The organism is uncultured Eubacterium sp. (assembly GCF_934525195.1).
Taxonomy (GTDB): domain Bacteria; phylum Bacillota; class Clostridia; order Oscillospirales; family Acutalibacteraceae; genus Eubacterium_R.
Genome location: NZ_CAKSZA010000002.1, coordinates 118,289 through 141,069, shown reverse-complemented (window position 1 = coordinate 141,069; position 22,781 = coordinate 118,289). Strand labels below are relative to the sequence as shown.

23 protein-coding genes, 5 tRNA genes and 1 other RNA gene are annotated in these 22,781 nt (G+C 37.4%); 28 read left to right on the top strand and 1 reads right to left on the bottom strand.

Annotation, left to right across the window (positions count from 1 at the left end; translation table 11 throughout):
- Window positions 1-49: 49 nt before the first annotated feature.
- The 28 genes from Q0E03_RS02750 to Q0E03_RS02615 all read left to right on the top strand — a co-directional run bounded on the left by Q0E03_RS02750 (window position 50) and on the right by Q0E03_RS02615 (window position 22,458).
- Window positions 50-123, top strand: a tRNA-Gly gene (locus tag Q0E03_RS02750).
- 10 nt (window positions 124-133) lie between these two features.
- Window positions 134-210: transfer RNA gene (locus Q0E03_RS02745), tRNA-Arg, on the top strand.
- A 23-nt stretch (window positions 211-233) separates the two neighbouring features.
- A tRNA-His gene (locus tag Q0E03_RS02740) sits at window positions 234-310 on the top strand.
- 11 nt (window positions 311-321) lie between these two features.
- A tRNA-Gln gene (locus Q0E03_RS02735) sits at window positions 322-396 on the top strand.
- 6 nt (window positions 397-402) lie between these two features.
- Window positions 403-478, top strand: a tRNA-Lys gene (locus Q0E03_RS02730).
- Window positions 479-565: 87 nt separating this feature from the next.
- The gene (gene thyA / locus Q0E03_RS02725; RefSeq protein ID WP_297129272.1) at window positions 566-1,468 is read left to right on the top strand and encodes a thymidylate synthase; all 903 of its coding nucleotides are present in this window, start codon (window positions 566-568) and stop codon (window positions 1,466-1,468) included.
- A gap of 9 nt (window positions 1,469-1,477) precedes the next feature.
- Window positions 1,478-1,957 (top strand): dihydrofolate reductase, encoded by a 480-nt coding sequence (locus tag Q0E03_RS02720; RefSeq protein WP_297129270.1) that lies wholly within the window; start codon window positions 1,478-1,480, stop codon window positions 1,955-1,957.
- Between the two features lie 163 nt (window positions 1,958-2,120).
- Window positions 2,121-3,305: a cysteine desulfurase NifS gene (gene nifS / locus Q0E03_RS02715; RefSeq protein ID WP_297129265.1), complete on the top strand. Its 1,185-nt coding sequence runs from the start codon at window positions 2,121-2,123 to the stop codon at window positions 3,303-3,305.
- Complete coding sequence (nifU, locus tag Q0E03_RS02710; protein WP_288312398.1) at window positions 3,305-3,727, top strand: Fe-S cluster assembly scaffold protein NifU; 423 nt, start codon at window positions 3,305-3,307, stop codon at window positions 3,725-3,727. The genes nifS and nifU overlap by 1 nt, the downstream gene beginning before the upstream one ends.
- Before the next feature lie 31 nt (window positions 3,728-3,758).
- On the top strand, window positions 3,759-4,673 hold the full coding sequence (gene nadA, locus Q0E03_RS02705) for a quinolinate synthase NadA (protein ID WP_297129261.1): 915 nt from the start codon (window positions 3,759-3,761) through the stop codon (window positions 4,671-4,673).
- A 5-nt stretch (window positions 4,674-4,678) separates the two neighbouring features.
- The gene (gene mnmA, locus Q0E03_RS02700) at window positions 4,679-5,737 is read left to right on the top strand and encodes a tRNA 2-thiouridine(34) synthase MnmA (protein ID WP_297129258.1); all 1,059 of its coding nucleotides are present in this window, start codon (window positions 4,679-4,681) and stop codon (window positions 5,735-5,737) included.
- A 374-nt stretch (window positions 5,738-6,111) separates the two neighbouring features.
- Window positions 6,112-7,416 (top strand): VCBS repeat-containing protein, encoded by a 1,305-nt coding sequence (locus Q0E03_RS02695; protein ID WP_297129255.1) that lies wholly within the window; start codon window positions 6,112-6,114, stop codon window positions 7,414-7,416.
- 30 nt (window positions 7,417-7,446) lie between these two features.
- Window positions 7,447-8,160, top strand: a complete 714-nt coding sequence (locus Q0E03_RS02690; RefSeq protein ID WP_297129253.1) for a response regulator transcription factor — start codon at window positions 7,447-7,449, stop codon at window positions 8,158-8,160.
- Window positions 8,161-8,185: 25 nt separating this feature from the next.
- Complete coding sequence (locus Q0E03_RS02685; RefSeq protein ID WP_297129250.1) at window positions 8,186-9,664, top strand: HAMP domain-containing sensor histidine kinase; 1,479 nt, start codon at window positions 8,186-8,188, stop codon at window positions 9,662-9,664.
- 19 nt (window positions 9,665-9,683) lie between these two features.
- On the top strand, window positions 9,684-10,658 hold the full coding sequence (locus Q0E03_RS02680) for a DUF1385 domain-containing protein (protein WP_297129247.1): 975 nt from the start codon (window positions 9,684-9,686) through the stop codon (window positions 10,656-10,658).
- On the top strand, window positions 10,655-11,470 hold the full coding sequence (prmC, locus tag Q0E03_RS02675; RefSeq protein WP_297129244.1) for a peptide chain release factor N(5)-glutamine methyltransferase: 816 nt from the start codon (window positions 10,655-10,657) through the stop codon (window positions 11,468-11,470). The genes Q0E03_RS02680 and prmC overlap by 4 nt, the downstream gene beginning before the upstream one ends.
- 16 nt (window positions 11,471-11,486) lie before the next feature.
- On the top strand, window positions 11,487-12,158 hold the full coding sequence (locus Q0E03_RS02670; RefSeq protein WP_297129241.1) for a site-2 protease family protein: 672 nt from the start codon (window positions 11,487-11,489) through the stop codon (window positions 12,156-12,158).
- 10 nt (window positions 12,159-12,168) lie between these two features.
- On the top strand, window positions 12,169-12,897 hold the full coding sequence (locus Q0E03_RS02665) for a ScpA family protein (protein WP_297129237.1): 729 nt from the start codon (window positions 12,169-12,171) through the stop codon (window positions 12,895-12,897).
- The gene (scpB, locus tag Q0E03_RS02660; protein WP_297129234.1) at window positions 12,890-13,522 is read left to right on the top strand and encodes an SMC-Scp complex subunit ScpB; all 633 of its coding nucleotides are present in this window, start codon (window positions 12,890-12,892) and stop codon (window positions 13,520-13,522) included. The genes Q0E03_RS02665 and scpB overlap by 8 nt, the downstream gene beginning before the upstream one ends.
- Window positions 13,523-14,299: a hypothetical protein gene (locus tag Q0E03_RS02655; RefSeq protein WP_297129231.1), complete on the top strand. Its 777-nt coding sequence runs from the start codon at window positions 13,523-13,525 to the stop codon at window positions 14,297-14,299.
- 22 nt (window positions 14,300-14,321) lie between these two features.
- Window positions 14,322-14,717, top strand: coding sequence for a GerW family sporulation protein (locus tag Q0E03_RS02650; protein ID WP_294835275.1), 396 nt, complete (start codon window positions 14,322-14,324; stop codon window positions 14,715-14,717).
- Window positions 14,718-14,809: 92 nt separating this feature from the next.
- Window positions 14,810-15,817: a D-alanyl-D-alanine carboxypeptidase family protein gene (locus tag Q0E03_RS02645; protein ID WP_297129226.1), complete on the top strand. Its 1,008-nt coding sequence runs from the start codon at window positions 14,810-14,812 to the stop codon at window positions 15,815-15,817.
- A complete protein-coding gene (locus Q0E03_RS02640) occupies window positions 15,796-16,542 on the top strand; it encodes a pseudouridine synthase (RefSeq protein WP_297129223.1) in 747 nt (248 codons plus the stop codon). The genes Q0E03_RS02645 and Q0E03_RS02640 overlap by 22 nt, the downstream gene beginning before the upstream one ends.
- A gap of 137 nt (window positions 16,543-16,679) precedes the next feature.
- The gene (locus tag Q0E03_RS02635; RefSeq protein WP_297129220.1) at window positions 16,680-18,002 is read left to right on the top strand and encodes a carboxyl transferase domain-containing protein; all 1,323 of its coding nucleotides are present in this window, start codon (window positions 16,680-16,682) and stop codon (window positions 18,000-18,002) included.
- A 15-nt stretch (window positions 18,003-18,017) separates the two neighbouring features.
- Window positions 18,018-18,395 (top strand): biotin/lipoyl-containing protein, encoded by a 378-nt coding sequence (locus tag Q0E03_RS02630; RefSeq protein ID WP_297129217.1) that lies wholly within the window; start codon window positions 18,018-18,020, stop codon window positions 18,393-18,395.
- A 10-nt stretch (window positions 18,396-18,405) separates the two neighbouring features.
- Window positions 18,406-19,803: an oxaloacetate decarboxylase subunit alpha gene (locus Q0E03_RS02625; RefSeq protein WP_297129214.1), complete on the top strand. Its 1,398-nt coding sequence runs from the start codon at window positions 18,406-18,408 to the stop codon at window positions 19,801-19,803.
- A gap of 90 nt (window positions 19,804-19,893) precedes the next feature.
- Entirely contained in the window at window positions 19,894-21,375 is a 1,482-nt protein-coding gene (locus Q0E03_RS02620; protein WP_297129212.1) for a transglutaminase domain-containing protein, read from the top strand.
- Window positions 21,376-21,438: 63 nt separating this feature from the next.
- Window positions 21,439-22,458: an NAD(P)-dependent oxidoreductase gene (locus Q0E03_RS02615; protein WP_297129209.1), complete on the top strand. Its 1,020-nt coding sequence runs from the start codon at window positions 21,439-21,441 to the stop codon at window positions 22,456-22,458.
- 100 nt (window positions 22,459-22,558) lie between these two features.
- Here the strand turns inward: Q0E03_RS02615 and ssrS are convergent.
- Window positions 22,559-22,754, bottom strand: a non-coding RNA gene (gene ssrS, locus Q0E03_RS02610) — 6S RNA.
- Between the last annotated feature and the right edge of the window lie 27 nt (window positions 22,755-22,781).

Below are 22,781 nucleotides of genomic sequence, written 5' to 3'. Positions count from 1 at the left end.
GTATTGACATTTCAGCGGTCATTAGATATAATAATGACCGTTGTGACACGCGGGTGTAGTTCAATGGTAGAATCCCAGCCTTCCAAGCTGGTCGCGTGGGTTCGATTCCCATCACCCGCTCCACATATCATATGCGCTGTTAGCTCAGCTGGATAGAGCAACTGCCTTCTAAGCAGTAGGCCGGAGGTTCGAGTCCCCCACAGCGCGCCACTTTTTTGTCACAACATGATATGGTGGGATTGGCCTAGTTGGTTAGGGCGCCAGTTTGTGGCACTGGAGGTCATCAGTTCGACTCTGATATCCCACCCCATTTTTTATTAATGGGGAGTAGCCAAGCGGTAAGGCAACGGACTTTGACTCCGTCATGCGTGGGTTCAAATCCCGCCTCCCCAGCCAGTATATGATCCATTAGCTCAGTAGGTAGAGCACTTGACTTTTAATCAAGGTGTCCGGGGTTCGAATCCCCGATGGGTCACCAAAGCCTCGATTTTCGAGGCTTTTCTTTTTTCTGTTTACTAATTTACTTGTTTGTGATATTATATATAAAAATGTTTGAGGTGAAGTTATGGGACTTTGGGATAAGGAATATATTGCGCTGTGCAAGAAAATTTTGACAACAGGCACAGAAGTTGTTAACAGAACGGGTATTAATACAATTAAAGTTCCGTCACATCATTTTCAACTTGATATTGGCGAGGAGTTTCCTATTTTAACAACCAAGCAGTTATTCATCAGACAAGCTGTACTTGAAATGCTTTGGATTTATCAGGCGCAGTCAAATGATGTTCGTTGGCTGAAAGAACGAGATGTAAACATTTGGAACGAATGGGAAATTGATGATAAAGGCTATTGGAACGCTACTCAAATGCTTCCCGATGAAAACGGAAATCTTGTTAAACAGGATGTTCACAAATTTTTCGGCGAAGAATATGCACACACTATCGGTACCGCATATGGTTATATAGTTAACAAATTTCAAATGACGCAAAACCTCATTGATAAGATAAAAAATCATCCTGAGGACAGACGAATGGTTATGACCTTGTGGCAAAATGATTATCTTGACACTGCCGTTCTTCCAAGTTGTGTTTGGTCTAGCGAATGGGATGTAACCGATGGAAAGCTTAACTGTTGGGTACATCAGAGAAGCTGTGATGTTCCTCTCGGTTTGCCGTTTAATGTAACGCAGTATTCTGTGCTTAATTGTATGCTCGCTCAGGTTTGCGGCTTGAAACCCGGCACTATTGATTGGTCAATTAAAGATGCGCACATTTATGTTAACCAGGTTGACGGAATAAAAGAACAAATTAAACGATTTGATGAGCAGGGAGATTTGCCGGCGCCTCAGCTATGGCTCAATCCCGATGTAAAAGACTTTTTTGAATTTGACAATTCAAGAGATTGTAAGGATGTAAAACTTTTGAATTACGAACATCTAGGAAAAATTAAATTTCCAATCGCACAATAAGGAGAATTTATGGCTATTTCTATGATTGCCGCAGTAGGTAAAAATCTTGAACTCGGTAAAAATAACGATTTGATTTGGCATTTTAAAGAAGATATGAAATTTTTTAAAGAAACAACTATGGGTCATCCTGTAATTATGGGCAGAAAGACCTTTGAATCCTTGCCAAAGGCACTTCCGGGCAGAAAGAATATTGTTATATCTGCCAATCCCGAATATAAAGCTGACGGAGCAGAAGTTGTTTCTTCGGTTGAAGAAGCGATTAAACTTGCCGAAGCTGAGAATACAGAAGCTTTTGTTATCGGCGGAGGCAGAATTTACACCGAATTTTTGCCGTATGCCGACAATTTGTATCTCACGGAAATCAATGCAGAATGTCCGGACGCAGACACATATTTTCCTGAATTTAACAAAAGTGATTATATCAAAGAAATTGTAAACTTCTATGATGTTAACGGAACAGAGTTCTATCACGTTATATACAAAAAGTAGTCTTAAGCCTCTTATTTTAGAGGCTTTTGTATTATTGTGTAAAAATGGATAATAATATTGTAAAAATATTTCAATTTCCTATTGACAAAGTAGGAAATAAGTTATATATTTATAGAATAAATACCTATAAATTTAATAGGAATAAAAAGGCAGGTTAAAAATTATGACAACTATTTATGTTGATAACGCTGCAACCACACAGCTTTCCGACACTGCTTTAGAGGCTATGAAGCCAATGATGCAAGAGATTTACGGCAATCCGTCATCACTTCATCATATCGGTCAAATTGCCAAAGAGCACCTTGAGGATGCAAGAGCAAGGGCTGCAAAATGTATAAATGCAAATCCAAACGAAATTTACTTCACATCAGGCGGAAGTGAAGCTGATAATCAGGCTATTATCACCGCTGCATATAATGGCGCAAAAAAAGGCAAGAAACATATTATTTCTTCAAAGTTTGAGCACCACGCTGTTCTTCACACTTTGGACAAGCTCGCAAAAGAGGGCTTTGAAATTGAACTTCTGGATGTTTACAGCAACGGAATCGTTAAGGTTGAAGATGTAAAAAATGCTATCAGAGATGACACCGCACTTGTTACAATTATGACTGCTAACAATGAAGTAGGCACAATTCAGCCTATCAAAGAAATCGGTGCTGTTTGTAAAGAAAAGGGCGTTTTGTTCCACACCGACGCCGTTCAAGGCTTCGGTCATATTCCGATTGATGTTGTTGATATGAACATTGATATGCTTTCTATTTCCGGACACAAATTTCACGGTCCAAAGGGCGTTGGCTTGTTGTATTGCAGAAAGGGCATTGTACTTCAAAATGTAATCAACGGCGGTGCGCAAGAAAGAGGCAAGAGAGCCGGCACAGAAAATATGGCGTCTATCGTTGGTATGGCTGCCGCAATGGAAGAAGCAGTTAAAGACCTTGATAAAAATGCAAAATATGTAAGTGCACTTCGTGACAAGATTATTGACGGTTGTGCAGATATTGAACGCCACACTTTGAACGGCGACAGATACAACAGACTTCCGGGCACAATCAATTTCTGCTTTGAGGGCATTGAGGGCGAAGGCTTGCTCCTTCTTCTTGACCAAGACGGCATTTGCGCTTCATCGGGTTCTGCCTGTACAAGTGGTTCGCTCGACCCGTCACATGTTCTTTTGTCAATGGGTATTCCTGTTGCAACTGCTCACGGTTCACTTCGTATTTCTCTTTGTGAATACAATACCGAAGAAGAAGCGGATATTATTATAAATTCAATCCACAAGGTTGTAACATATTTAAGATCGATTTCTCCTGTTTGGGAGAAAATTCAAAAAGGAGAGGTAGTAGAATAATGGCTTTATATTCAGAAAAAGTAATGGATCACTTTACAAATCCAAGAAATGTTGGTAAAATCGAAGATGCTGACGGTGTCGGAGAAGTTGGAAACGCAAAATGCGGAGATATTATGAAAATATATCTCAAGATTGATGAAAATCACATTATCACCGATGTTAAGTTCAACACCTTTGGTTGTGCGTCTGCTATTGCATCAAGTTCTATGGCAACATGCCTTATCAAAGGCAAGCCTGTCAGCGAAGCAGTTGAGCTTTCAAACAAGGCAGTTGTTGAAGCTTTGGACGGTTTGCCACCGATAAAAATTCACTGCTCGGTTCTTGCCGAAGAAGCAATCAAGGCTGCTGTTAAGGATTATTATGATAAGAACGGCATTGAGTACGATCCTGAAACATTTAAGGAGAAGGAAGCTCACGAGTAATATTTAATTTTGTGATGCTTAGGAGTAGGTTATGGCTTTAAAAGACATACAAGAGGAAATTATAAGATTAAAAAAAGAAAAAGATATTTGCATTTTGGCGCATTGCTATCAATCACCCGATATACTTGAAGTTGCGGATTTTGTAGGCGACAGTTTTGCTTTGTCTGTTTCGGCTTCAAAAGTAACAAACAAGACCGTAATTATGTGCGGTGTTAGATTTATGGCTGAAACCGTAAAAATTCTTTCACCCGACAAAAAGGTTATTCTTGCAAACGGCGACGCAGGTTGTCCGATGGCTGAAATGATGGATAAGGAACTTATCGAACAGGTTAAGGAACAATATCCCGACTACACAGTTGTTGCTTATGTAAACACAACAAGCGAACTTAAAACCGTTTGTGATGTTTGCGTAACTTCATCTTCTGCTCTTAAGATTTGCAGAAGCCTTGATTCGGATAAAATACTGTTTATTCCTGATAAAAATCTTGGCTCATATATTGCAAAACAAATTCCTGAAAAAGAATTTAAACTTCTGTCAGGCGGTTGTCCGACTCACGCAAGAATGGGTATTGCAGAAGTTAAAAAAGCAAAAGAAGCTCATCCAAACGCATTGTTTCTTGTTCATCCCGAATGTGTGCCTGAGGTTGTTGCAGAGGCTGATTATGTCGGCTCAACAACAGGAATAATGGATTTTGCAAAAAAGAGCGATGCAAAAGAGTTCTTAATCGGAACAGAGAACAGCATTGTTTCTCATTTGCAACTTGCGTGTCCTGACAAGATGTTTTATCCGCTTTCAAAAGACCTTGTATGCCACAATATGAAGTTAACAACAATTGTTGATGTGTTGAATTGCGTCAAAGGTATCGGCGGTGAAGAAATCGAACTTGATGAAGATGTCAGACTCGGTGCAAAACGCTGTATTGACAAAATGATTGAGCTGGGCTGATTGATATGAAAAAAGCAATTGTCGCAATGAGTGGCGGTGTTGATTCAAGTGTTGCCGCACTTTTTATGAAAGAGCAGGGCTATGAATGTATCGGCGCTACTATGAAACTTTACGATAACGAAGATATAGGCATTGACAAAGAAAAGACTTGCTGTTCTATTGATGATATAGAGGACGCAAGGGCTGTTGCTTATAAACTCGGTATGCCTTATTATGTCTTTAATTTTAAAGATGAATTTGAACATAAAGTCATAGACAAATTTATTTCAACATACGAAGCGGGTGGAACGCCGAATCCTTGTATTGACTGCAACAGATATCTGAAATTTGAAAAGTTGATGAAGCGAATGGAGGAGCTGCAATACGATTGTGTTGTAACAGGTCATTACGCAGATATTGAATATGTAAACGGCAGATATATGCTCAAAAAAGGCAAGGATTTGTCAAAAGACCAAAGCTATGTTTTGTATTCTTTGACTCAATATCAACTTGAACATACAGTTTTTCCTTTGGGTAAATATTCAAAAGATGAAATCAGGGAAGTTGCAGAGAAAAACGGCTTTATCAATGCAAAAAAGCGTGACAGTCAGGATATTTGCTTTGTTCCTGACGGTGATTATTCAAAATTTATTGAGCAATATAAGGGCAAAATCTATCCAAGCGGTAACTTTATTGACAAGCAGGGGAATTTTCTCGGAAAACATAACGGACTTATTCGTTATACCATCGGTCAACGAAAAGGGTTGAATATTGCTCTCGGTCATCCTGTTTATGTTATCAGTAAAGATATTGAAAGCAACACCGTTGTTTTAGGCTCAAATGATGAATTAAATAAAAAAAGCCTTGTCGCAATAGATTTTAATTGGATAGCTCAAAAGCCTGATGAGAAAATAGCTTGCTGTGCCAAAACTCGATATAATATGCGTGAAATTCCTTGTGTCGCATATTGTAATGATGACAAGGTTATTGTTGAATTTGACGAGCCTGTAAGAGCTATTACACCGGGCCAAGCAGTTGTTTTATATGACGGTGATTATGTTCTTGGGGGCGGAACAATAGAATAATTGTAAAATTAATGAAATTTTAATTAAATATTCATTATTGTTTCTTGAAAATTTCAGAAAAATATGTATAATATAATTGTAATTGAATAATTATAAAGGGTGGAAGACATGTAATGGTTTCTCCAACCATACGGCATTGACTGTTTCGGAGTCGGTAAAATGTTTCTCTTTTCATTGTTTCTCCTCTAACCGATGTCTTTAAAAAGGCTCCAATCCACCTCTTTTTTGTAGTATTTTTTTATAAACATCCAATTTTTCAGATTGGATGTTTATTTTTGTAACAAAAATGTTATTTTTTCTTAATTTGCTATTTATTTTATTTTACAAATCTGTTATAATTAATTTAATTATTGTGTCTGCAAGGGGGAATCGGTGTGAAATACATAAAAGTGCTTTTATGCATTGTGTTGATTGTTACATTATTCTCCGGTTGCAGTTTCAGACTTGCTTCGTCGGTTAACGACTTGATTTCGGCTGTCGCACCTTTTGGTGAAAATGCCGATGTAAAAAGTGCTTTGGACAGCTTTTTGTCTAACGGTTATTCTCTTAAAAATCCGTCTTCTGGCGAATTCATAACATCATATAATTTTTATGATTTGGACGGCGACGAAAAAGAAGAAGCTGTGGCTTTTTACGAACCGAATGATAATCTCGGTACAATTCGTATGGCGATTATAAAAGAGTATTCAGGCAAATGGGAGGTTGTGTCCGACATTTCGGGCTATGGTGATGATGCCTACCGTCTTGATTTTGCCGATTTAAACAATGACGGCAAAGATGAAATTATTGTTTGTTGGAACAATATTTCGAATTCAAACAGTCATTTGTTTGTTGTCTATAACCTTAAATTTGAAGACAAAAAATTTGAGGTTAAACAAATCAATAAGGATGAAATTTATCTAAATAATTATGTTATTGTTGATTTTAATCAAACAGGCAATAATGAAATATTAATGTTTGAAATAAATTCGGGAACAAAAACAAGTGCAAAGGCTGAATTATATTCTTTGAATGATAATAACTTGAGGCTTAAAGGCGAAACAAAACTCGACTCACGTGTTATTTCTTACAGAAATATCAATGTTGAAAAGGCCGAGGGCGATATAAGAGTTTATGCCGACGCTATCGGTTCAAACGGTAACAGCATCAGAACGGAAGTTATCTATTGGTCAAATATGTACGATTCAATTGTTTCTCCGTTTTACAGTTACTCAACAGGCAGAACTTCCGGAACATCAAGAGGCTGTCTTGTAAATTCCTGTGACATAAACGAGGATGAGAGGATAGAAATTCCAACTGACACAACCGTTAAAGGCTTGCCGAAAAACATTAAGCCTTTGAATTGGAAAATCTATAACAAAACAATTCTTGTTCACACAAATTATTCGTTATATGTAAAGGATGATAATTATAATGTCATCATCCCCGACAAATATTTTAAGAATATTTCTGCTACATATAACAAAAAAACTCGTGAAATGACTGTTATTAATAAAAAAACAAAAACCGCTGTATTTTCCATTATGCCTGTTTTAAAAGCGGTTTATGATGAAAATATTTATCGAGGATATGATATTATCCTTGACAAATCCGGATATTATTATCTTGCAAAAACATCAAACGACAAAGAAATTAAAATTTCAATCGACGAATTGAAGCAATACATCAAAATTGGTTAGCTTACTGTTTTAGAAAGGCACGGTGTAAATATGAAAAAGGTACTTGTAGCTGAAGATGAAGAATCCATCAGAGAATTTATTGTAATAAACCTTTCTCGTTCGGGCTATACGGTTGAACAGGCTGAAAACGGTCTTGTTGCACTTCAAAAATTCAAGCAGGACGAAGAAGGCTTTGATGTTGCTATTCTTGACATTATGATGCCTGAGCTTGACGGTCTTGCTGTTTGCAAGGAACTTCGCAAACTCTCGTCAGATCTCGGAATTATTATGCTCAGCGCAAAAACTCAGGAAATGGATAAAGTCACCGGACTTCTTGTCGGTGCGGATGATTATGTTACAAAGCCGTTTTCTCCAAGCGAACTTATGGCTCGTGTTGATGCTGTATATCGCCGAGTTGAAATGACAAGAGGCTTCAAAAAAGGTGATTCAAGCTCCGACAGTATAATTCTTGACGAATTTGAACTTAATCTTCGTAACAGAACTCTTTTGAAATCAGGCAATATGATTGAACTTACTCAAGTTGAATTTCAGATTGTTGAATACTTTTTTCGCAATCCCAATGCCGCTTTGTCAAGAAATGACATACTAAAACAGGTATGGGGAGCAAATTACTTTGGCGATGAAAAAATTGTTGATGTTAACATTCGTCGACTTCGTATGAAAATTGAGGACAATCCATCAAGCCCGACACGACTTGTTACAATTTGGGGACTTGGATATAAATGGATTACAAGCGAACAATAAACAGAAAGTAGAGAATCATAAACAAATGAGCAATGATTTTAATGTAGATTACATTAAAAAAATTAAAAGCAAAAAAATTGAAGGTATTACACGAAGATGGTTAATTTTGATTATCGGTCTTGTCGTTTTGCTTTTTACTGTTGCATTTATTGTTTGTACTTCTCTAATTAAGGTTTATTATTACAACTCGGTCGAAAGTATTGTTAATTCTGCAGCTTCCGACTCTGCCGTTAACTACTTTGAAAATAATATAAACAACGGTGAATCTCTTGAGTCTTCTGCCGCTCTCTATATAGACACCTATTCAAACAAAGACTCAACTACCGTTTGGATTGTTGACAACGAGGGAAACGTCATCATTTCTTCCAATGGTTTTGCTGTTGAAAAACAAGAAATGCCCGATTATGTATCCGCTATGGAAAACGAAAACGGCAGAGCCAAATTTGTCGGAAAACTGACAAACGGTCAAAAAGTTATGGCAGTTTGCAGAGTAATCAAAAGTTCCGACAGCACCAAGGTCGGCGCTATTCGTGTTATGACCGCCGTTGACAATGTTGACCGTCAAATTGCAAGTATTTCTTTGCTTATTGCGTTTGTTTTTCTTATTATACTTGCTATAATTATTTTATCAAATCTATATTTTATCAGAACAATTATCACTCCACTAAAAGAGGTTAATCAGGCAACGAAAAAAATTGCCGAGGGGAATCTCGATGTCAGAATCGAGAAAAAATATAACGATGAAATCGGCGACCTTGCAGACAGTATCAACACAATGGCTTCTGAAATTGCAACAGCCGATAAAATGAAAAACGATTTTATTTCAACAATTTCTCACGAATTGAGAACTCCGCTGACTTCAATTAAGGGTTGGGGAGAAACTCTCACACTCGGTAATCAGGACAATGTTGATGAACTCACAAAAAAAGGCTTGCAGGTTATCGTTAAAGAAGCAGGCAGACTTGAGGGCTTTGTTGAGGAACTTCTTGATTTCTCAAGACTTCAAAGCGGAAGAATGACGCTTCGACTTGCAAATGTAGATATTTTTGCCGAACTTGAAGAAACGCTGTTTACATTCATTGAGCGTGCCGTACGAGAGGGATATGAAGTTAAGTACAGCATTCCCGAAGTGCCTTGCATTGCAAACGCCGATGCAAATCGACTCAAGCAAGTGTTTATGAATATTCTTGATAATGCACTCAAATATTCTCGCCCCGGAAGCAAAATTCTTGTTAAGGCTGAATTTGAAAAAAGAGATGGCAAGGATTTTGTAAAAATAGCTATTGCTGACCAAGGATGCGGTATTTCGGCAGAGGATTTGCCACATGTTAAGGAAAAGTTCTACAAGGCGAATGTAAGTGTTAAAGGTTCGGGTATCGGACTTGCGGTTACAACCGAAATCGTTAATTTACATAATGGTTTTTTGGATATTGACAGTGTCGAAAATAAGGGAACTTTGGTTACAATCCATCTTCCGTTATTAGAAGCACCAAATCAAAATTAATTTGAAAGGCAACTGTTTAATGAGTAAAAAACAACACATCACTTCTGTTGGCGGTCAAGCTCTCATTGAGGGCGTTATGATGCAAGGACCTAAAGGAATTGCAACCGCTGTCAGAAAAACAGACAATTCAATTCTTGTCGAATACCACGATTTCAAACATTTAAAAGATAAGAATAAATTTTTCGGACTTCCTATTATTCGAGGCATCGTTGCTTTTATAGAATCGATGATTATGGGCTATAAACTTTTGATGTATTCTGCTGAGGCTTCGGGGATGGAAGACCTTGAAGATGTAGAAATGAACAAGTTTGAAAAACGGCTTACCGACAAACTTGGCGACAAGTTTATGGATATAATTATGGGCATTGCAACTGTTTTGGGATTTGCACTTGCATTTTTGATTTTCTTCTTTTTGCCTGTTTTTATATTTAACAAAATAAACGAAGCAACAAATTTGGCTCTTACTCCTTGGCAGGGAACTATTGAGGGATGTATGAAAATAGTTATTTTTGTTGTTTATATGCTTTTGGTATCTCAAATGAAAGACATTAAAAGACTTTTCAAATATCACGGTGCCGAACATAAAAGTATTGCTTGCTATGAAGCAGGAGAAGAACTTACAGTTGAAAACGTTAAAAAATGCACACGCTTTCACCCAAGATGCGGAACATCATTTATGTTTGTCATGCTTATTTTGAGCATTGTTATCGTAACACTTCTTGCGCTTATTGTTCCCGCTGAATTAAAGCAAAACACGATTGCATGGATGCTTATCAAATTACCGCTTATTCCACTTATTATGGGTGTCGGATATGAATTCATCAGATATGCGGGCAAGCATAATAATTTGTTTGTCAAAATATTGTCTGCACCGGGTTTATGGATGCAAAGAATTACAACAAAAGAACCCGATGATGATATAATCGAAGTAGGCATTGCTTCAATCAAAGCGGTTATTACAGACAATATTGAGGATGACGAAATTAAACGATGAATGTTAAAGAAGCATACAGTTACAGCGTAAGTTTTTTGCAGGCAAACGGTGTTGAGGAAGCCGATTTCAAGGCACTTACGGTTGTTTGCCATATTGCAGGAATAAAAAACAGCGAATATCACGCTCATAAAGATGATTTTGTGATTACACGGCAACTTGCAGATTGTTTGTGGAAATTAAAGTCAGGAGACCCGCTTCAATATGTTATTGGCAAATGGGATTTCTACGAGAGTGAATTCTATGTAGGCGAGGGTGTTCTTATTCCAAGACCCGAAACCGAAGAACTTGTTGAACTTGCAGTTAAGCATTTAAAAACCGTTAACGCTCCTGTTGTTGTTGATTTATGTTCGGGCAGCGGATGTATCGGGCTGAGCATTGCAAAAGCCGTTCTGTCATCAAAGGTTTATTGCATTGAAAAAAGCAAAGAAGCATTTGAATATTTGAAAAAGAATTCCGATGGCATAAATAACGCAATTTTGATTGATGACGACATTTTTAATGATATTGATATTGAACAGGCAGATTTGATTATTTCCAATCCGCCGTATATTAAAACGGCTGTTCTTGATTCTTTGCAGGATGAAGTAAAAAAAGAACCGAAAATGGCTCTTGACGGCGGAACTGACGGACTTGATTTTTATAGAATAATCAATGATAAATGGAGTGAAAAACTTAAACAAAACGGTGTTTTGATGCTTGAAATAGGCGAGGATCAAGGCAAATCCATAATTGATGTTCTTACGGCATTTGACAATGTTGAAGTTAAAAAAGATATGTACGGCAACGACAGAATGGTTGTTGCTAAAAGATAAAATAAAAGGTGATTAAATGATTTCAATTTTCAGATATATACAGCAAGGCGAATATTTGCTTGCTGTTATTGCGGTACTTTCAAGATGCTTTGTTGTATTTTGTTGTTTGCCGATTCACGAGCTTGCACACGGTCTTATGGCACACTTGCTCGGTGATGATACCGCAAAACGAGAGGGCAGACTTTCACTCAATCCGTTTGCTCATCTTAACCCTATCGGTACTGTGATGATTTTCCTTTTTGGTATCGGTTATGCAAACCCCGTGCCAATCAATCCGAGAAACTTCAAAAACGAAAAAGGCGGAATGGCTTTGACAGCGTTTGCAGGTCCTCTTGCAAACATTCTTATGGGTTTTGTATCGGTTTGGGGATATTGTATTTTGGCAAAATTTGCAGGCAATTCTGCTTTTGGAAGTGCTGTTTCTTATTTCTTCCTTTATGCAGCTCAAATCAATGTTATGCTTGCGGTGTTTAATTTGTTTCCGATTCCGCCGCTTGACGGCTCAAAGATTTTGGCAGCAGTTTTGCCTGACAAGATTTATTATAAATATATGATGTACGAAAGATATATAATGATTGCTCTTATGATTCTTCTTTTCACAGGAGTTTTGGATACTCCGATATCTTTCCTTACAAGTAAATTGTTGAACTTTATTTCTTTACTGCCAAGATTGGTGCTCCATATTTAATTGAGGTATTATGGATAATTTAACCTATAAAATCGAGGTGTTTGAAGGTCCTATGGACTTGCTCTTGCACCTTATCAGTAAACATAAACTGAATATCAACGACATTCCTATTGTTGAACTTGTCAACCAATATCTTGATTATGTCAGACAAATGGAAGAGGCAGATTTTGATGTTGCCGGAGATTTTCTTGAAATGGCGGCAAGACTCATTTATATCAAAACGGTTTCATTGCTTCCTCGACACGAAGAAGCGGAAGTGCTCAAAAAGGAACTCACAGGCGAACTCATAGAATATCGTGACTGTAAGTTGATGGCTGAAAAACTCTCCAATCAAACAGACGGTTTCGGCAGATTTGTTCGTCAACCGCAAGGCGGATGGGTGAATTATGATTATGAGAGGTTTCACGAACCTGATGAACTTTTGGATGCATATATCAATGTTGCGGGTAAGGCTCAAAGACGATTGCCTCCGCCGATTGATTCGTTCAAAGTGATTGTTGCAAAGAAATTTGTAAATGTCGCATCAAAGGTCAGAACCGTTATGCGTAAACTTTGGAGCGGAAAAAAAGTTAACTTTTTGAATTTGTTTGAGGGAGCTAAATCAAAGTCGGATATTGTTGCAACATTTTTGGCTGTTTTAGAGCTCACAAAAACGAAAAGAATCACGGTTGAGGGCGATATGCACAACCCGACCGTTCAAATTGTAAATGAAGCAAAAGAGGTGGACAACCTTGAATAAAACTGAAAATTTGGTTTCAACTCTTGAAGCAATGCTTTTTGCCGCAGGTGACCCTGTTGAGCCCTCAAAGCTTGCAGAAGTTCTTGATATAGATATCGAAACTATTGAAAAAATGCTTGATTATTTAGGTGCACAATATGATGAACGCGGCTCAGGTTTAATGCTTATCCGTGTTGATAACAAATATCAAATATGTACAAGAGAAAAATACAGTGAAGAAGTGCGTAGACTTATGGAAATTAAGAAAAATGCACCGTTGAGCAATGCCGCATTTGAAGTTCTCGCTGTTATTGCTTATAACAAAACCGTAACCCGTTCGTTTATTGAGCAGGTCAGAGGTGTTGACTGTTCCGGTCCGATTTCTTCACTTGTTCAAAAAGGACTTATTGAAGAAAAGGGAAGAATGGATTTGCCCGGCAGACCGCTTATTTATGGCACGACCGATAGATTTTTAAGATGCTTTTCGCTCAACTCCCTTGAAGATTTGCCCGATTTGCCAAAAACCGAGGAAATCGAAAGCATCGCAAAGGACGACAGCCAAACTTCTTTATTTGACAATGAGAATAAATCTGATATACTAAAAGAAAAAGAAATATCAGAGCTTGCTCATATTGAGGAGGAGTAAATGAAAGTTTTTCTGATAATTTTAGCTGTTTTGGTATTGCTGTTTGTATTTATCCTTTCTCTTTCAGCTGAATTAACCGTTGTTTATGATAACGGTTGGCACACATCGGTTCAGGTGCTGTTTATAAAAAAAGACATTGAGCTTTCAAAAATTCTTAATTTCGTTTTATTCCCGGATAAAGCCGGTAAACAAGCCGCCGAGAAGAAAAAAGAAAAAAAGAAAGACAGTTCAAATAAATCAAAACCTGTTGAAGAACCTAAAACAGAAACACCTGTTGAACCTGTGGTTGAAGTTGAAGCAGAAAAAACTGCCGAAACAGTCAAAGAAACCGAAACAAAAACCGTTAAAGCGGATGTTCCAAAAACAAATGCAGAGCCAAAAAAGAATCCGATTGCAAAAATCATTGACGAGAACGGCATTGTCGGAATTATGATTTTAGCGTCTAATTTGGTTGAAACTTTAAATACAGCAGTAACAACTTTATTTAGAGGTTTGCATATTTACTCATTATATGTTAAAATGATAGTCGGTGGTGCAGATGCAGAAGAAATTGCTCGTGCCTACGGTAAAATTTGCGGATTTTATTATCCACTAAAAGGTATGATTTTGAACGGTATGAAGGTTGACCAATACGATGATTATATTCAACCCGATTTCATCGCACCGTTCAATGAATACGAATTTCAGCTTATTGCATCTATGAATGTTGCGCTGATTTTAAAAATCGGTATTAAAGCAGGAACTAAGTTCTTGGTTAACTTAATAAAAAACAAGTAATTAATTTTAAGGGGAATGTATTATGAAAGAAACTCCGGTAAACAAAATAATGGAATCAACACTTGAAAAGATGAGAGAAATGGTTGATGTTTCAACTATTATCGGCGAGCCTATGGTAACGGGTAATACTACTCTTATCCCTGTATCAAAGGTATCATATGGCTTCACATCAGGCGGAACAGACCTTCCTTCAAAGCAAAACAAGGAATTGTTCGGCGGTGCAGGCGGAGGCGGTATTTCTATCACTCCTGTTGCTTTCATCGTTATTCAGGATTCTAAGGTTAGACTTATGCAAATCAACAACTACACATCATCTGCTGACAGAGCTATTGCAATGATTCCTGAGCTTGTTGATAAGCTTGCCGAACTTACTGAATTGAAGAAAAACGAGTCAAAGACTGAAGAAACAGCAGAATAATTTTAATTAAATTAAATCACCTGCATATATTTATGTAGGTGATTGTTTTGTATAAAAGATTTATATGTTTTTTGTGTATATTCGCTTTGATTGTGCCTTTTACAGCATATGCCAAGAATGATAACATCACGGCTGAAAGGGCTGTTGTAATTGATAAAGCAACCTCAACCGTTTTATATCAAAAATTAAGCGATTGCAAATGCTCGATGGCTTCAACAACAAAGATTATGACTTGCCTTATTGCGTGCGAAAGACTGAAACAAAATGAAGTTGTGGAAATCACAAATTCTATGCTCGATAAAACAGAGGGTTCTCTTATTTATTTAAAAGCAGGGGATAAGATAACCGTTTCGGATTTGATAAAGGGCGCAATGCTTGCGTCGGGCAATGATGCGGCAAATGCGCTTGCTGTCTATCTTTCGGGTTCTGTTTCTCAGTTTGTTAAGTTGATGAACTATTATGCTCAAAAATTCGGAATGACAAACACGCATTTTGAAACACCGTCGGGCTTAGACGGCAAAGAACATTATTCAACTGCTTATGATATGGCTGTTTTGACCTCTAATGCACTTGATAATGATATTTTTTCGCAAATTTGCAAACTTCAAAAAGCTGAAATAAAAATTAATGACAAACCGCAGATAATTTACAATCATAATAAACTTTTATATCAAACAGAAGATTGTATCGGCGTTAAAACAGGATTCACAAAAAAATCCGGCAGATGTCTTGTCAGTGCATATGATTACAAAGGCAGTATAATAATTATTGTTACATTAAATGATTGTGATGATTGGAACGACCATAAAAAACTTCTTGAATATGCAAAAGGGAAGTATCAAATACTTTCAAAAACACAAGGAATAGAAATTGACTGTGTAGGCTCAAATAAGAAAAAAATCCTATGCACAGCATCTTTTGATGTTTCATATCTTGACAAATTAAGCTTTAAGCTTTATTATTATCCTATTTTGTACGCTCCGATATTGAAAAATACAAAAGTCGGCAAAATGGAAATTTTTTCAAACAATAAATTAATTAGGACTGTAGATATTATAGCTCCGGAAAGTGTAAAAGTATGGCAAACAACAACGAAGTAAGACTTCAAAAATTTATGGCAGAGCAGGGAGTTGCCTCCCGTAGAAAAAGCGAAGATTTAATCCGAGCAGGCAAAGTTAAAGTAAACGGACACGTTGCTGAAATCGGTATGAAAATCAATCCACGCAAGGATTTGGTTACTGTCGGCAAGCAAAAACTAACTAATGTAAAAAAACGCAAAATGGTTTATGTTATGCTCAACAAACCTCGTGGATATGTAACAACCGTATCTGATGAGCTCGGCAGAAAAACCGTTATGGATTTGCTTCCTGATTTTGGTTGCAGAATTTATCCCGTCGGCAGACTCGACAAAGATAGTGAGGGACTTTTGCTTTTGACAAATGACGGTTCGTTCACAAACTGTATGACTCATCCGTCACACGAATACGCAAAGGTATATCGTGTTACCGTAAGACCGTCTGTTAATGACGATATTCTTTACAATCTTCGCAACGGTATCGAAATTGACGGCAGAATGACAGCACCTTGCGAGGTTACTGTTTTGACGGAACAGGAGAACAGAGTTGTTCTTGAGTTTATTCTTCACGAGGGCAGAAACCGCCAAATCAGAAAAATGTGCGAAAGTCAAGGATTGGAAGTCGCAAGACTTAAAAGAATTTCTATCGGTCCGATTAAACTCGGTATGCTTAAACAGGGTGATTACAGAGAATTATCCGAACAGGACGTTAAAAAATTGCTTCGTTCGGCAGGACATAACGAAAACTGATATAAAAGGCAGAGATTTCTCTGTCTTTTTTAATTTTTATATTGATATTATAAGTAAAAGGTGTTAAAATCAATAATAGGTCATTTTGGTGATTTTGTAATCAAAATGGATTATTAAGTTCTCAAGGAGGATAAAAAATGGGTAATTCAAACAAAGAGAGCGTTGCACTTCAGCGACTTGCTACTCTTTTTGATGACGGCATTTTTACTGAAATTGAGCCATTCACAAAAGGTGAAAACGGCGAGGTTGAGGTCGTTGCCGGTTACGGATATGTAAACGGTACCGAATGTTATGCTTTTGCGCAGGACAGCGAAATAAACGGCGGTGCTGTTACGGTTGCGCAATGCTCAAAATTATTAAAAGTTTTTTCTTTGGCAAAAAAGACAGGATGCGGTATTGTCGGCATTTATGATTCAAACGGTGTTCAGCTTACACAAGGCTTTGAAGTTCTTAATGCTTTTGGTGAAGTTGTAAAGTTTGCGACTATGCTTTCAGGTGTTGTTCCACAAGTCAGCGTTGTTGCAGGTGCTTGCCTCGGAACTTCAGCCCTTATTGCAAATTTAGCTGATGTAGTCATCGCAAGCAAGAACAGTGATTTTTATATCACAGCTCCAAACGAAATAACAGTTGCAGAAAGTGCTCAGGCAGGAACCGTTGATATTTTATGTGATGATGTTGATTCCGCTATTTTAGATGCAAAAAAAGTTATTTGTATGCTTCCAAAGAACAATCTTTACAGTGCACCAATGGTTGATTTTGAATATTCCGCACCAACTGTTTCTGCAACAGAAGGCTGTTCTGTTGAAAATATTGTTGATTCTATTCTTGATTCAACTCTTTCTGTTGAATTCAAAGCTGAATACGGCAAGCATGTTATTACAAAACTTGGCACAGTTGATGGCTCAACTGTCGGTATCGTTGCTTTCGACAATGACGAAATTTGCCCAAATTGTTCATATAAAGCAGAAGCAATGATAAAACTTTGCGATGCATTCAACATTCCTGTTATCACTATTGCAAATTCAACAGGACTCACAAAAGGCAATGATGCTCAAATGCTTATTGCCGCTACAAAGCTTACAACTGCATATGCAAGTGCAACATGCCCAAAAATCAGTTTGATTACAGGACAGGCAATCGGTGCATCATATATCATTCTTGCAGGTAAAGGCGCAAATGCCGATGCAACTTTGGCGTGGGAAAATGCTGTGGCTTCTCCTCTTGATGTTGAAGCAGGCGTTGCATTCTTGTATAACGACAGACTTGCAAACGGTGAGGACAGAGCCAAACTTGAAGATGAATACAAGCAAACTGTAGGTTCAGTATACACAGCGGCTGCTTGCGGTGCGGTTGATGATGTGTTTGCACCTGAAGAAACAAGAAATAAGGTTTCTCAATATCTTGATATGCTTATGAACAAGAGAGAAACTACTGTTCCAAGAAAACATTCTGTTAAATAATCGGAGGACATAAAAATGAAAAATTATACAATTACAGTTAACGGTATACCATACAATGTAACAGTTGAAGAGGGCGGTGCTTCTGCATCTGCTCCTGTTGCTTCAGTTTCTGCTCCGGCCGCAGCACCTGCTGCTCCTGCACCACAAGCCGCACCGAAAGCTGCTCCTGCAGCTGCCGGCAGCGTAAAGGTTGATGCTCCTATGCCGGGCAACATTCTTGATGTTAAGGTTTCAAACGGCGCTTCTGTAAAGGCGGGTCAGGTGCTTGTTATCCTTGAAGCAATGAAAATGGAAAATGAAATTGTTGCTCCTCAGGACGGCACAGTTGCTTCAATCAATGTAAACAAGGGCGACACTGTAGAAGCAGGTCAAACAATCATCACATTGGCATAAGAGGTGCACTATGGCTAAAATAGGAATTACAGAAACTGTTTTACGTGATGCACATCAGTCTTTGATTGCAACTCGTATGAGAACAGAAGAATTTGTTGATATTCTTCCTCAAATGGATAAAATCGGTTATCATTCTTTGGAATGTTGGGGCGGTGCAACATTTGATGCTTGCCTCCGTTTCCTTGATGAAGACCCATGGGAAAGACTCCGTACTATCAGAAAAAAATGTCCTGAAACAAAGCTTCAAATGCTTTTCAGAGGTCAAAATATGCTCGGCTATCGTCATTACAGCGACGAAGTTGTAGATTATTTTGTTAAGAAAAGTATTGATAACGGTATTGATATTCTTCGTATTTTTGACGCACTTAATGATGTTCGCAACCTTGAAACAGCAATCAATGCGGCAAATAAATACGGCGGACATGTTCAAGCTGCTATTTCATACACAACAGGTCCTGTTTTTGATGTTGACTACTATTGTCACTATGCTAAACAGCTTGAAAACGCAGGTGCATCATCAATCTGCATTAAGGATATGGCGGGTCTTTTAACTCCTTACGGAACTTACGATTTGGTTAAGGCTCTTAAGGAAACCGTTAAAATTCCGATTCAACTTCACACTCACTACACTTCGGGTCTCGCTTCAATGGTTCTTCTCAAAGGTATCGAAGCAGGAGTTGATGTAATTGACACAGCAATGTCGCCGCTTGCAATGGGAACTTCTCACCCTGCAACAGAATCAATGGTTGCTGCACTCAAGGGTACAGAATATGACACAGAACTCGACCTCAAGGCATTAAGCGAAGTCAGAGATTTCTTTGCACCGCTTCGTCAAAAGTATCTTGACAATGGACTCCTTGACCCTAAGATGCTTGGCGTTGATGCAAACACACTTCTTTATCAAGTGCCGGGTGGTATGCTCTCTAATCTCAACAGTCAACTTAAACAAGCCGCTAAAGAAGACCAACTTGAGGAAGTTCTCGCAGAAGTACCTCGTGTTCGTAAAGATGCAGGTTATCCGCCACTTGTAACCCCATCATCTCAAATCGTTGGTACACAGGCTGTATTCAATGTTATTATGGGCGAAAGATACAAGATGGTTACAAAGGAATTTAAGGATTTGGTTGCCGGAAAGTACGGTGCCACCCCATGTAAGATTGATCCTGAATTTCAAAAGAAAATTGTTGGTGATGATGAAATCATTACTTGTCGTCCTGCTGATTTACTTAATGATACAATCGAGCAGTTCAAAAGCGAGATTTCTGAATATTACGAGCAGGAAGAAGATGTATTGTCTTATGCTCAGTTTGGTCAAGTTGCCGTTAAATTCTTTGAAAAGAGAAGAGATAGAAAATACGGACTTGACGGAAAACACGATAACATCGAAACAAAAGTTCATCCTGTATAATAACAAAACATTAACAGCACTCTTGACGGAGTGCTGTTTTTTATGTATTATGTAATAAACAGATAAATTTATTGATTGGAGATGATTATTTTGAAAAAAATTATATGTTTAGTTTTATCTTTAGTAGTTATTATAACCGTTTCTTTTCCTATTGCAGTTTATGGTAATGTCAAATCATATAATTCAAAAGCTCATCTCATTCAAGAAGGGGATTACTCTTATGCTGACACAAGCGTTAACTCTGTTTCTCTTGACTCAAACACAGTAACTGAAATCGAAAATCTAATTTACAAAAATCTTATAGAATGTAACAATTCTTTTAATATTGCAAAATTTGAATTTTCATTAGAACAATTTTTAGTTGAATTTCCAATTATCTATTCAAATGTTATAAATAATCATCCTGAATTGTTTTATGTATCAAGCAATATCAATTTCAATTATAACCAAAATACGCCTTATCTCGTTGTTTCTGTTTTTCCGGGATACACAATGTCTAAGGAAGAAATCTTATCTGCAAAAACTGATTTTGATAATGAAATAACTCGTATTATTTCAAAAACAGATGACACAATGACAGATTTACAAAAAGCATTAACTGTTCATGATTATATATGTAGCCTTGCTATTTATCCGACGTTGATATTTAATGATAAAAATGAATGTACAAATGACAAAGACATTTATCACTCTGCCTACGGTTTTGTTAAAGACAGAAAAATCGTATGTGCAGGATACACTCTTATATATTCAGCTGTTATGAATAAGTTGAACATTCCTTGCAGATATGTTATTTCAGACAAAATGAGCCACGCTTGGAATGCAATTTGTATCAACAACAAATGGTACAATGTTGATTTAACTTGGGATGACTCTACGTATTGCGAAACTGATAAAAACAATATGAGTAAATTTGCTCATAATTATTTTTTAAAAAGTCAATATGATTTTGAAACCAATAAAAACCACGAAGATATAATATATCCCGATGGCATTGAATGTACCGACACTACATACGATAATGCTTTTTGGGACAATTATATTTCTAACATCTATTCATATAAAGGGGATTATTATTATCTCGACCTTGATGCAGAAAGTTTTAAGATAAATATCATAAAAAGAGATAAAAACGGCAACACATCAATTATAAATAAAAATATATACAAAAGTATGTATTCAAAATATTCTTCGGGCATATCTTCGCCTTATGCATATTTAGTAAAAATAGGTAATGTTTTATATTTTACGGCATCAAACAGCACTTCATCACATCTGTATTACTACGATTTGTTGACAAACAAAGAAAATGAATTTAAAACCTTTTCTAATCGCAATATGGGGTTAGGCGAAATAGACGGCACTCTTTATTACGCACTATTAGACGACAAATATAACTATAACCGTCTTGATAAACTTGACATATTTATGGAATTATACAATGCAACATCATCTGTTTACGGCTTCAGTCCTTATTTAGATATCAATCGAGATGGTTATATCAATGCAAAAGATTACGCTTCTATATATATTTCACAAAAAAATAAACAATTTATTAACTTTTTTTATTGACGAATGGAAAATTTTGTAGTAGAATAAATAACGTTAAAATAATTTTAGATACGGGAGGGTATTATGAACGTATTGATTTTCGGCGGTACCGGACTTCTTGGCTCGGCAGCTGCACAAATTTTTATTGACAGAGGACACAAGGTAAAGACTATTGCTCTTCCTCCTCTTCCGGAAGGTGCTCCAATTCCAGAGGAAATGGAAATTGAATTCGGTAACTTCCTTGAACTCACTGATGAAGAACTTGAAAAGGCTATGACAGGCGTTGATGCTTTTGTTTACGCTGCAGGTGTAGACGAAAGAGTTGAATTCCCGGCTCCTGTTTATGATGCTTATAAGAAGTTCAATATTGACCCTGTTGACAGATGTCTTGCTATGGCAAAGAAGTGTGGCGTTAAGCGTTGCGTAGTTCTTGGCTCATATTTTGCTTGGCTTGCAAAGGATCGTCCTGATATGAAGCTTTGCGAAAAGCACCCATACATCCGTTCAAGAATCGACCAAGAGAATGTTGCTTTCAAGTATGCTGACGACGATATGGGCGTAGCTGTTCTTGAACTTCCATATATCTTTGGTACACAGCCTGGCAGAAGACCTGTTTGGGTTATCCTTATTGAACAACTTCAAAGATTTGAAAAGATGCCATTCACAATGTATCCAAAGGGAGGTACAGCAATGCTTACAGTTCGCCAGGTTGGTGAAGCTATTGTAGGTGCTGCTGAGCAAGTTAAGGGCGCAAGAGCTTACGGTATTTCTTGCTACAACCTTACTTGGAGAGAATTCCTCAAGATTGTTTACAGAGCTATGGACGGTATTCCTGACAGAAAGATTGTTGACGTTCCAAAATGGACATTCCAGGCTTTTGGTCTTGTTATGAGAAAAGACTATGCTAAGAGAAATGTAGATGCAGGTATCGACCCTGTAGGACTTGCTGACATTATGGGTATGAACCTCTTCATCCCAACAGATGACACCAAGGAACTTGGTTGTACTCCTGACGATATCGAATCAGCTATCTTTGATTCTATCGCACTTTCAAAGGCATCATTTGAAGGTAAGGCAAAGCTCCTCGAAATGAAGGGTGAATAATCCATATTTTAAAAATACATATTTTTTACGGATAGGGAAACCTATCCGTTTTTTTATTTGTGGGCAAAAGAATAAACTCAAGTATAAAACTTGAGTTTATAAAACATCCACACATCCGCCTATGCCGAATATAACCTGCTGTTAAAGGCAGGTGGGCACCACCCAATAAATTTTGTGCTCCCAGCGTCCTGCAAAAGCAGGGAGGTCTGCATTCCCATAAATCGGAGTCTGGTTCCCTAAATATAAAAATTGTTCGGGTTATTTAGGCGATAGGTTGTCGTGATGCGCAGACAATATTAATTTATGTAATAACAATCCAATTA

Coding starts and splice junctions, on each gene's coding strand:
- nadA (WP_297129261.1), top strand. CDS start 3,759: ATGGCTTTAAAAGACATACAAGAGGAAATTATAAGATTAAAAAAAGAA.
- Q0E03_RS02650 (WP_294835275.1), top strand. CDS start 14,322: ATGAAAGAAACTCCGGTAAACAAAATAATGGAATCAACACTTGAAAAG.
- Q0E03_RS02720 (WP_297129270.1), top strand. CDS start 1,478: ATGGCTATTTCTATGATTGCCGCAGTAGGTAAAAATCTTGAACTCGGT.
- prmC (WP_297129244.1), top strand. CDS start 10,655: ATGAATGTTAAAGAAGCATACAGTTACAGCGTAAGTTTTTTGCAGGCA.
- Q0E03_RS02615 (WP_297129209.1), top strand. CDS start 21,439: ATGAACGTATTGATTTTCGGCGGTACCGGACTTCTTGGCTCGGCAGCT.
- Q0E03_RS02670 (WP_297129241.1), top strand. CDS start 11,487: ATGATTTCAATTTTCAGATATATACAGCAAGGCGAATATTTGCTTGCT.
- Q0E03_RS02690 (WP_297129253.1), top strand. CDS start 7,447: ATGAAAAAGGTACTTGTAGCTGAAGATGAAGAATCCATCAGAGAATTT.
- Q0E03_RS02625 (WP_297129214.1), top strand. CDS start 18,406: ATGGCTAAAATAGGAATTACAGAAACTGTTTTACGTGATGCACATCAG.
- thyA (WP_297129272.1), top strand. CDS start 566: ATGGGACTTTGGGATAAGGAATATATTGCGCTGTGCAAGAAAATTTTG.
- Q0E03_RS02635 (WP_297129220.1), top strand. CDS start 16,680: ATGGGTAATTCAAACAAAGAGAGCGTTGCACTTCAGCGACTTGCTACT.
- nifU (WP_288312398.1), top strand. CDS start 3,305: ATGGCTTTATATTCAGAAAAAGTAATGGATCACTTTACAAATCCAAGA.
- Q0E03_RS02655 (WP_297129231.1), top strand. CDS start 13,523: ATGAAAGTTTTTCTGATAATTTTAGCTGTTTTGGTATTGCTGTTTGTA.
- Q0E03_RS02685 (WP_297129250.1), top strand. CDS start 8,186: ATGAGCAATGATTTTAATGTAGATTACATTAAAAAAATTAAAAGCAAA.
- Q0E03_RS02640 (WP_297129223.1), top strand. CDS start 15,796: ATGGCAAACAACAACGAAGTAAGACTTCAAAAATTTATGGCAGAGCAG.
- mnmA (WP_297129258.1), top strand. CDS start 4,679: ATGAAAAAAGCAATTGTCGCAATGAGTGGCGGTGTTGATTCAAGTGTT.
- Q0E03_RS02665 (WP_297129237.1), top strand. CDS start 12,169: ATGGATAATTTAACCTATAAAATCGAGGTGTTTGAAGGTCCTATGGAC.
- nifS (WP_297129265.1), top strand. CDS start 2,121: ATGACAACTATTTATGTTGATAACGCTGCAACCACACAGCTTTCCGAC.
- Q0E03_RS02680 (WP_297129247.1), top strand. CDS start 9,684: ATGAGTAAAAAACAACACATCACTTCTGTTGGCGGTCAAGCTCTCATT.
- Q0E03_RS02630 (WP_297129217.1), top strand. CDS start 18,018: ATGAAAAATTATACAATTACAGTTAACGGTATACCATACAATGTAACA.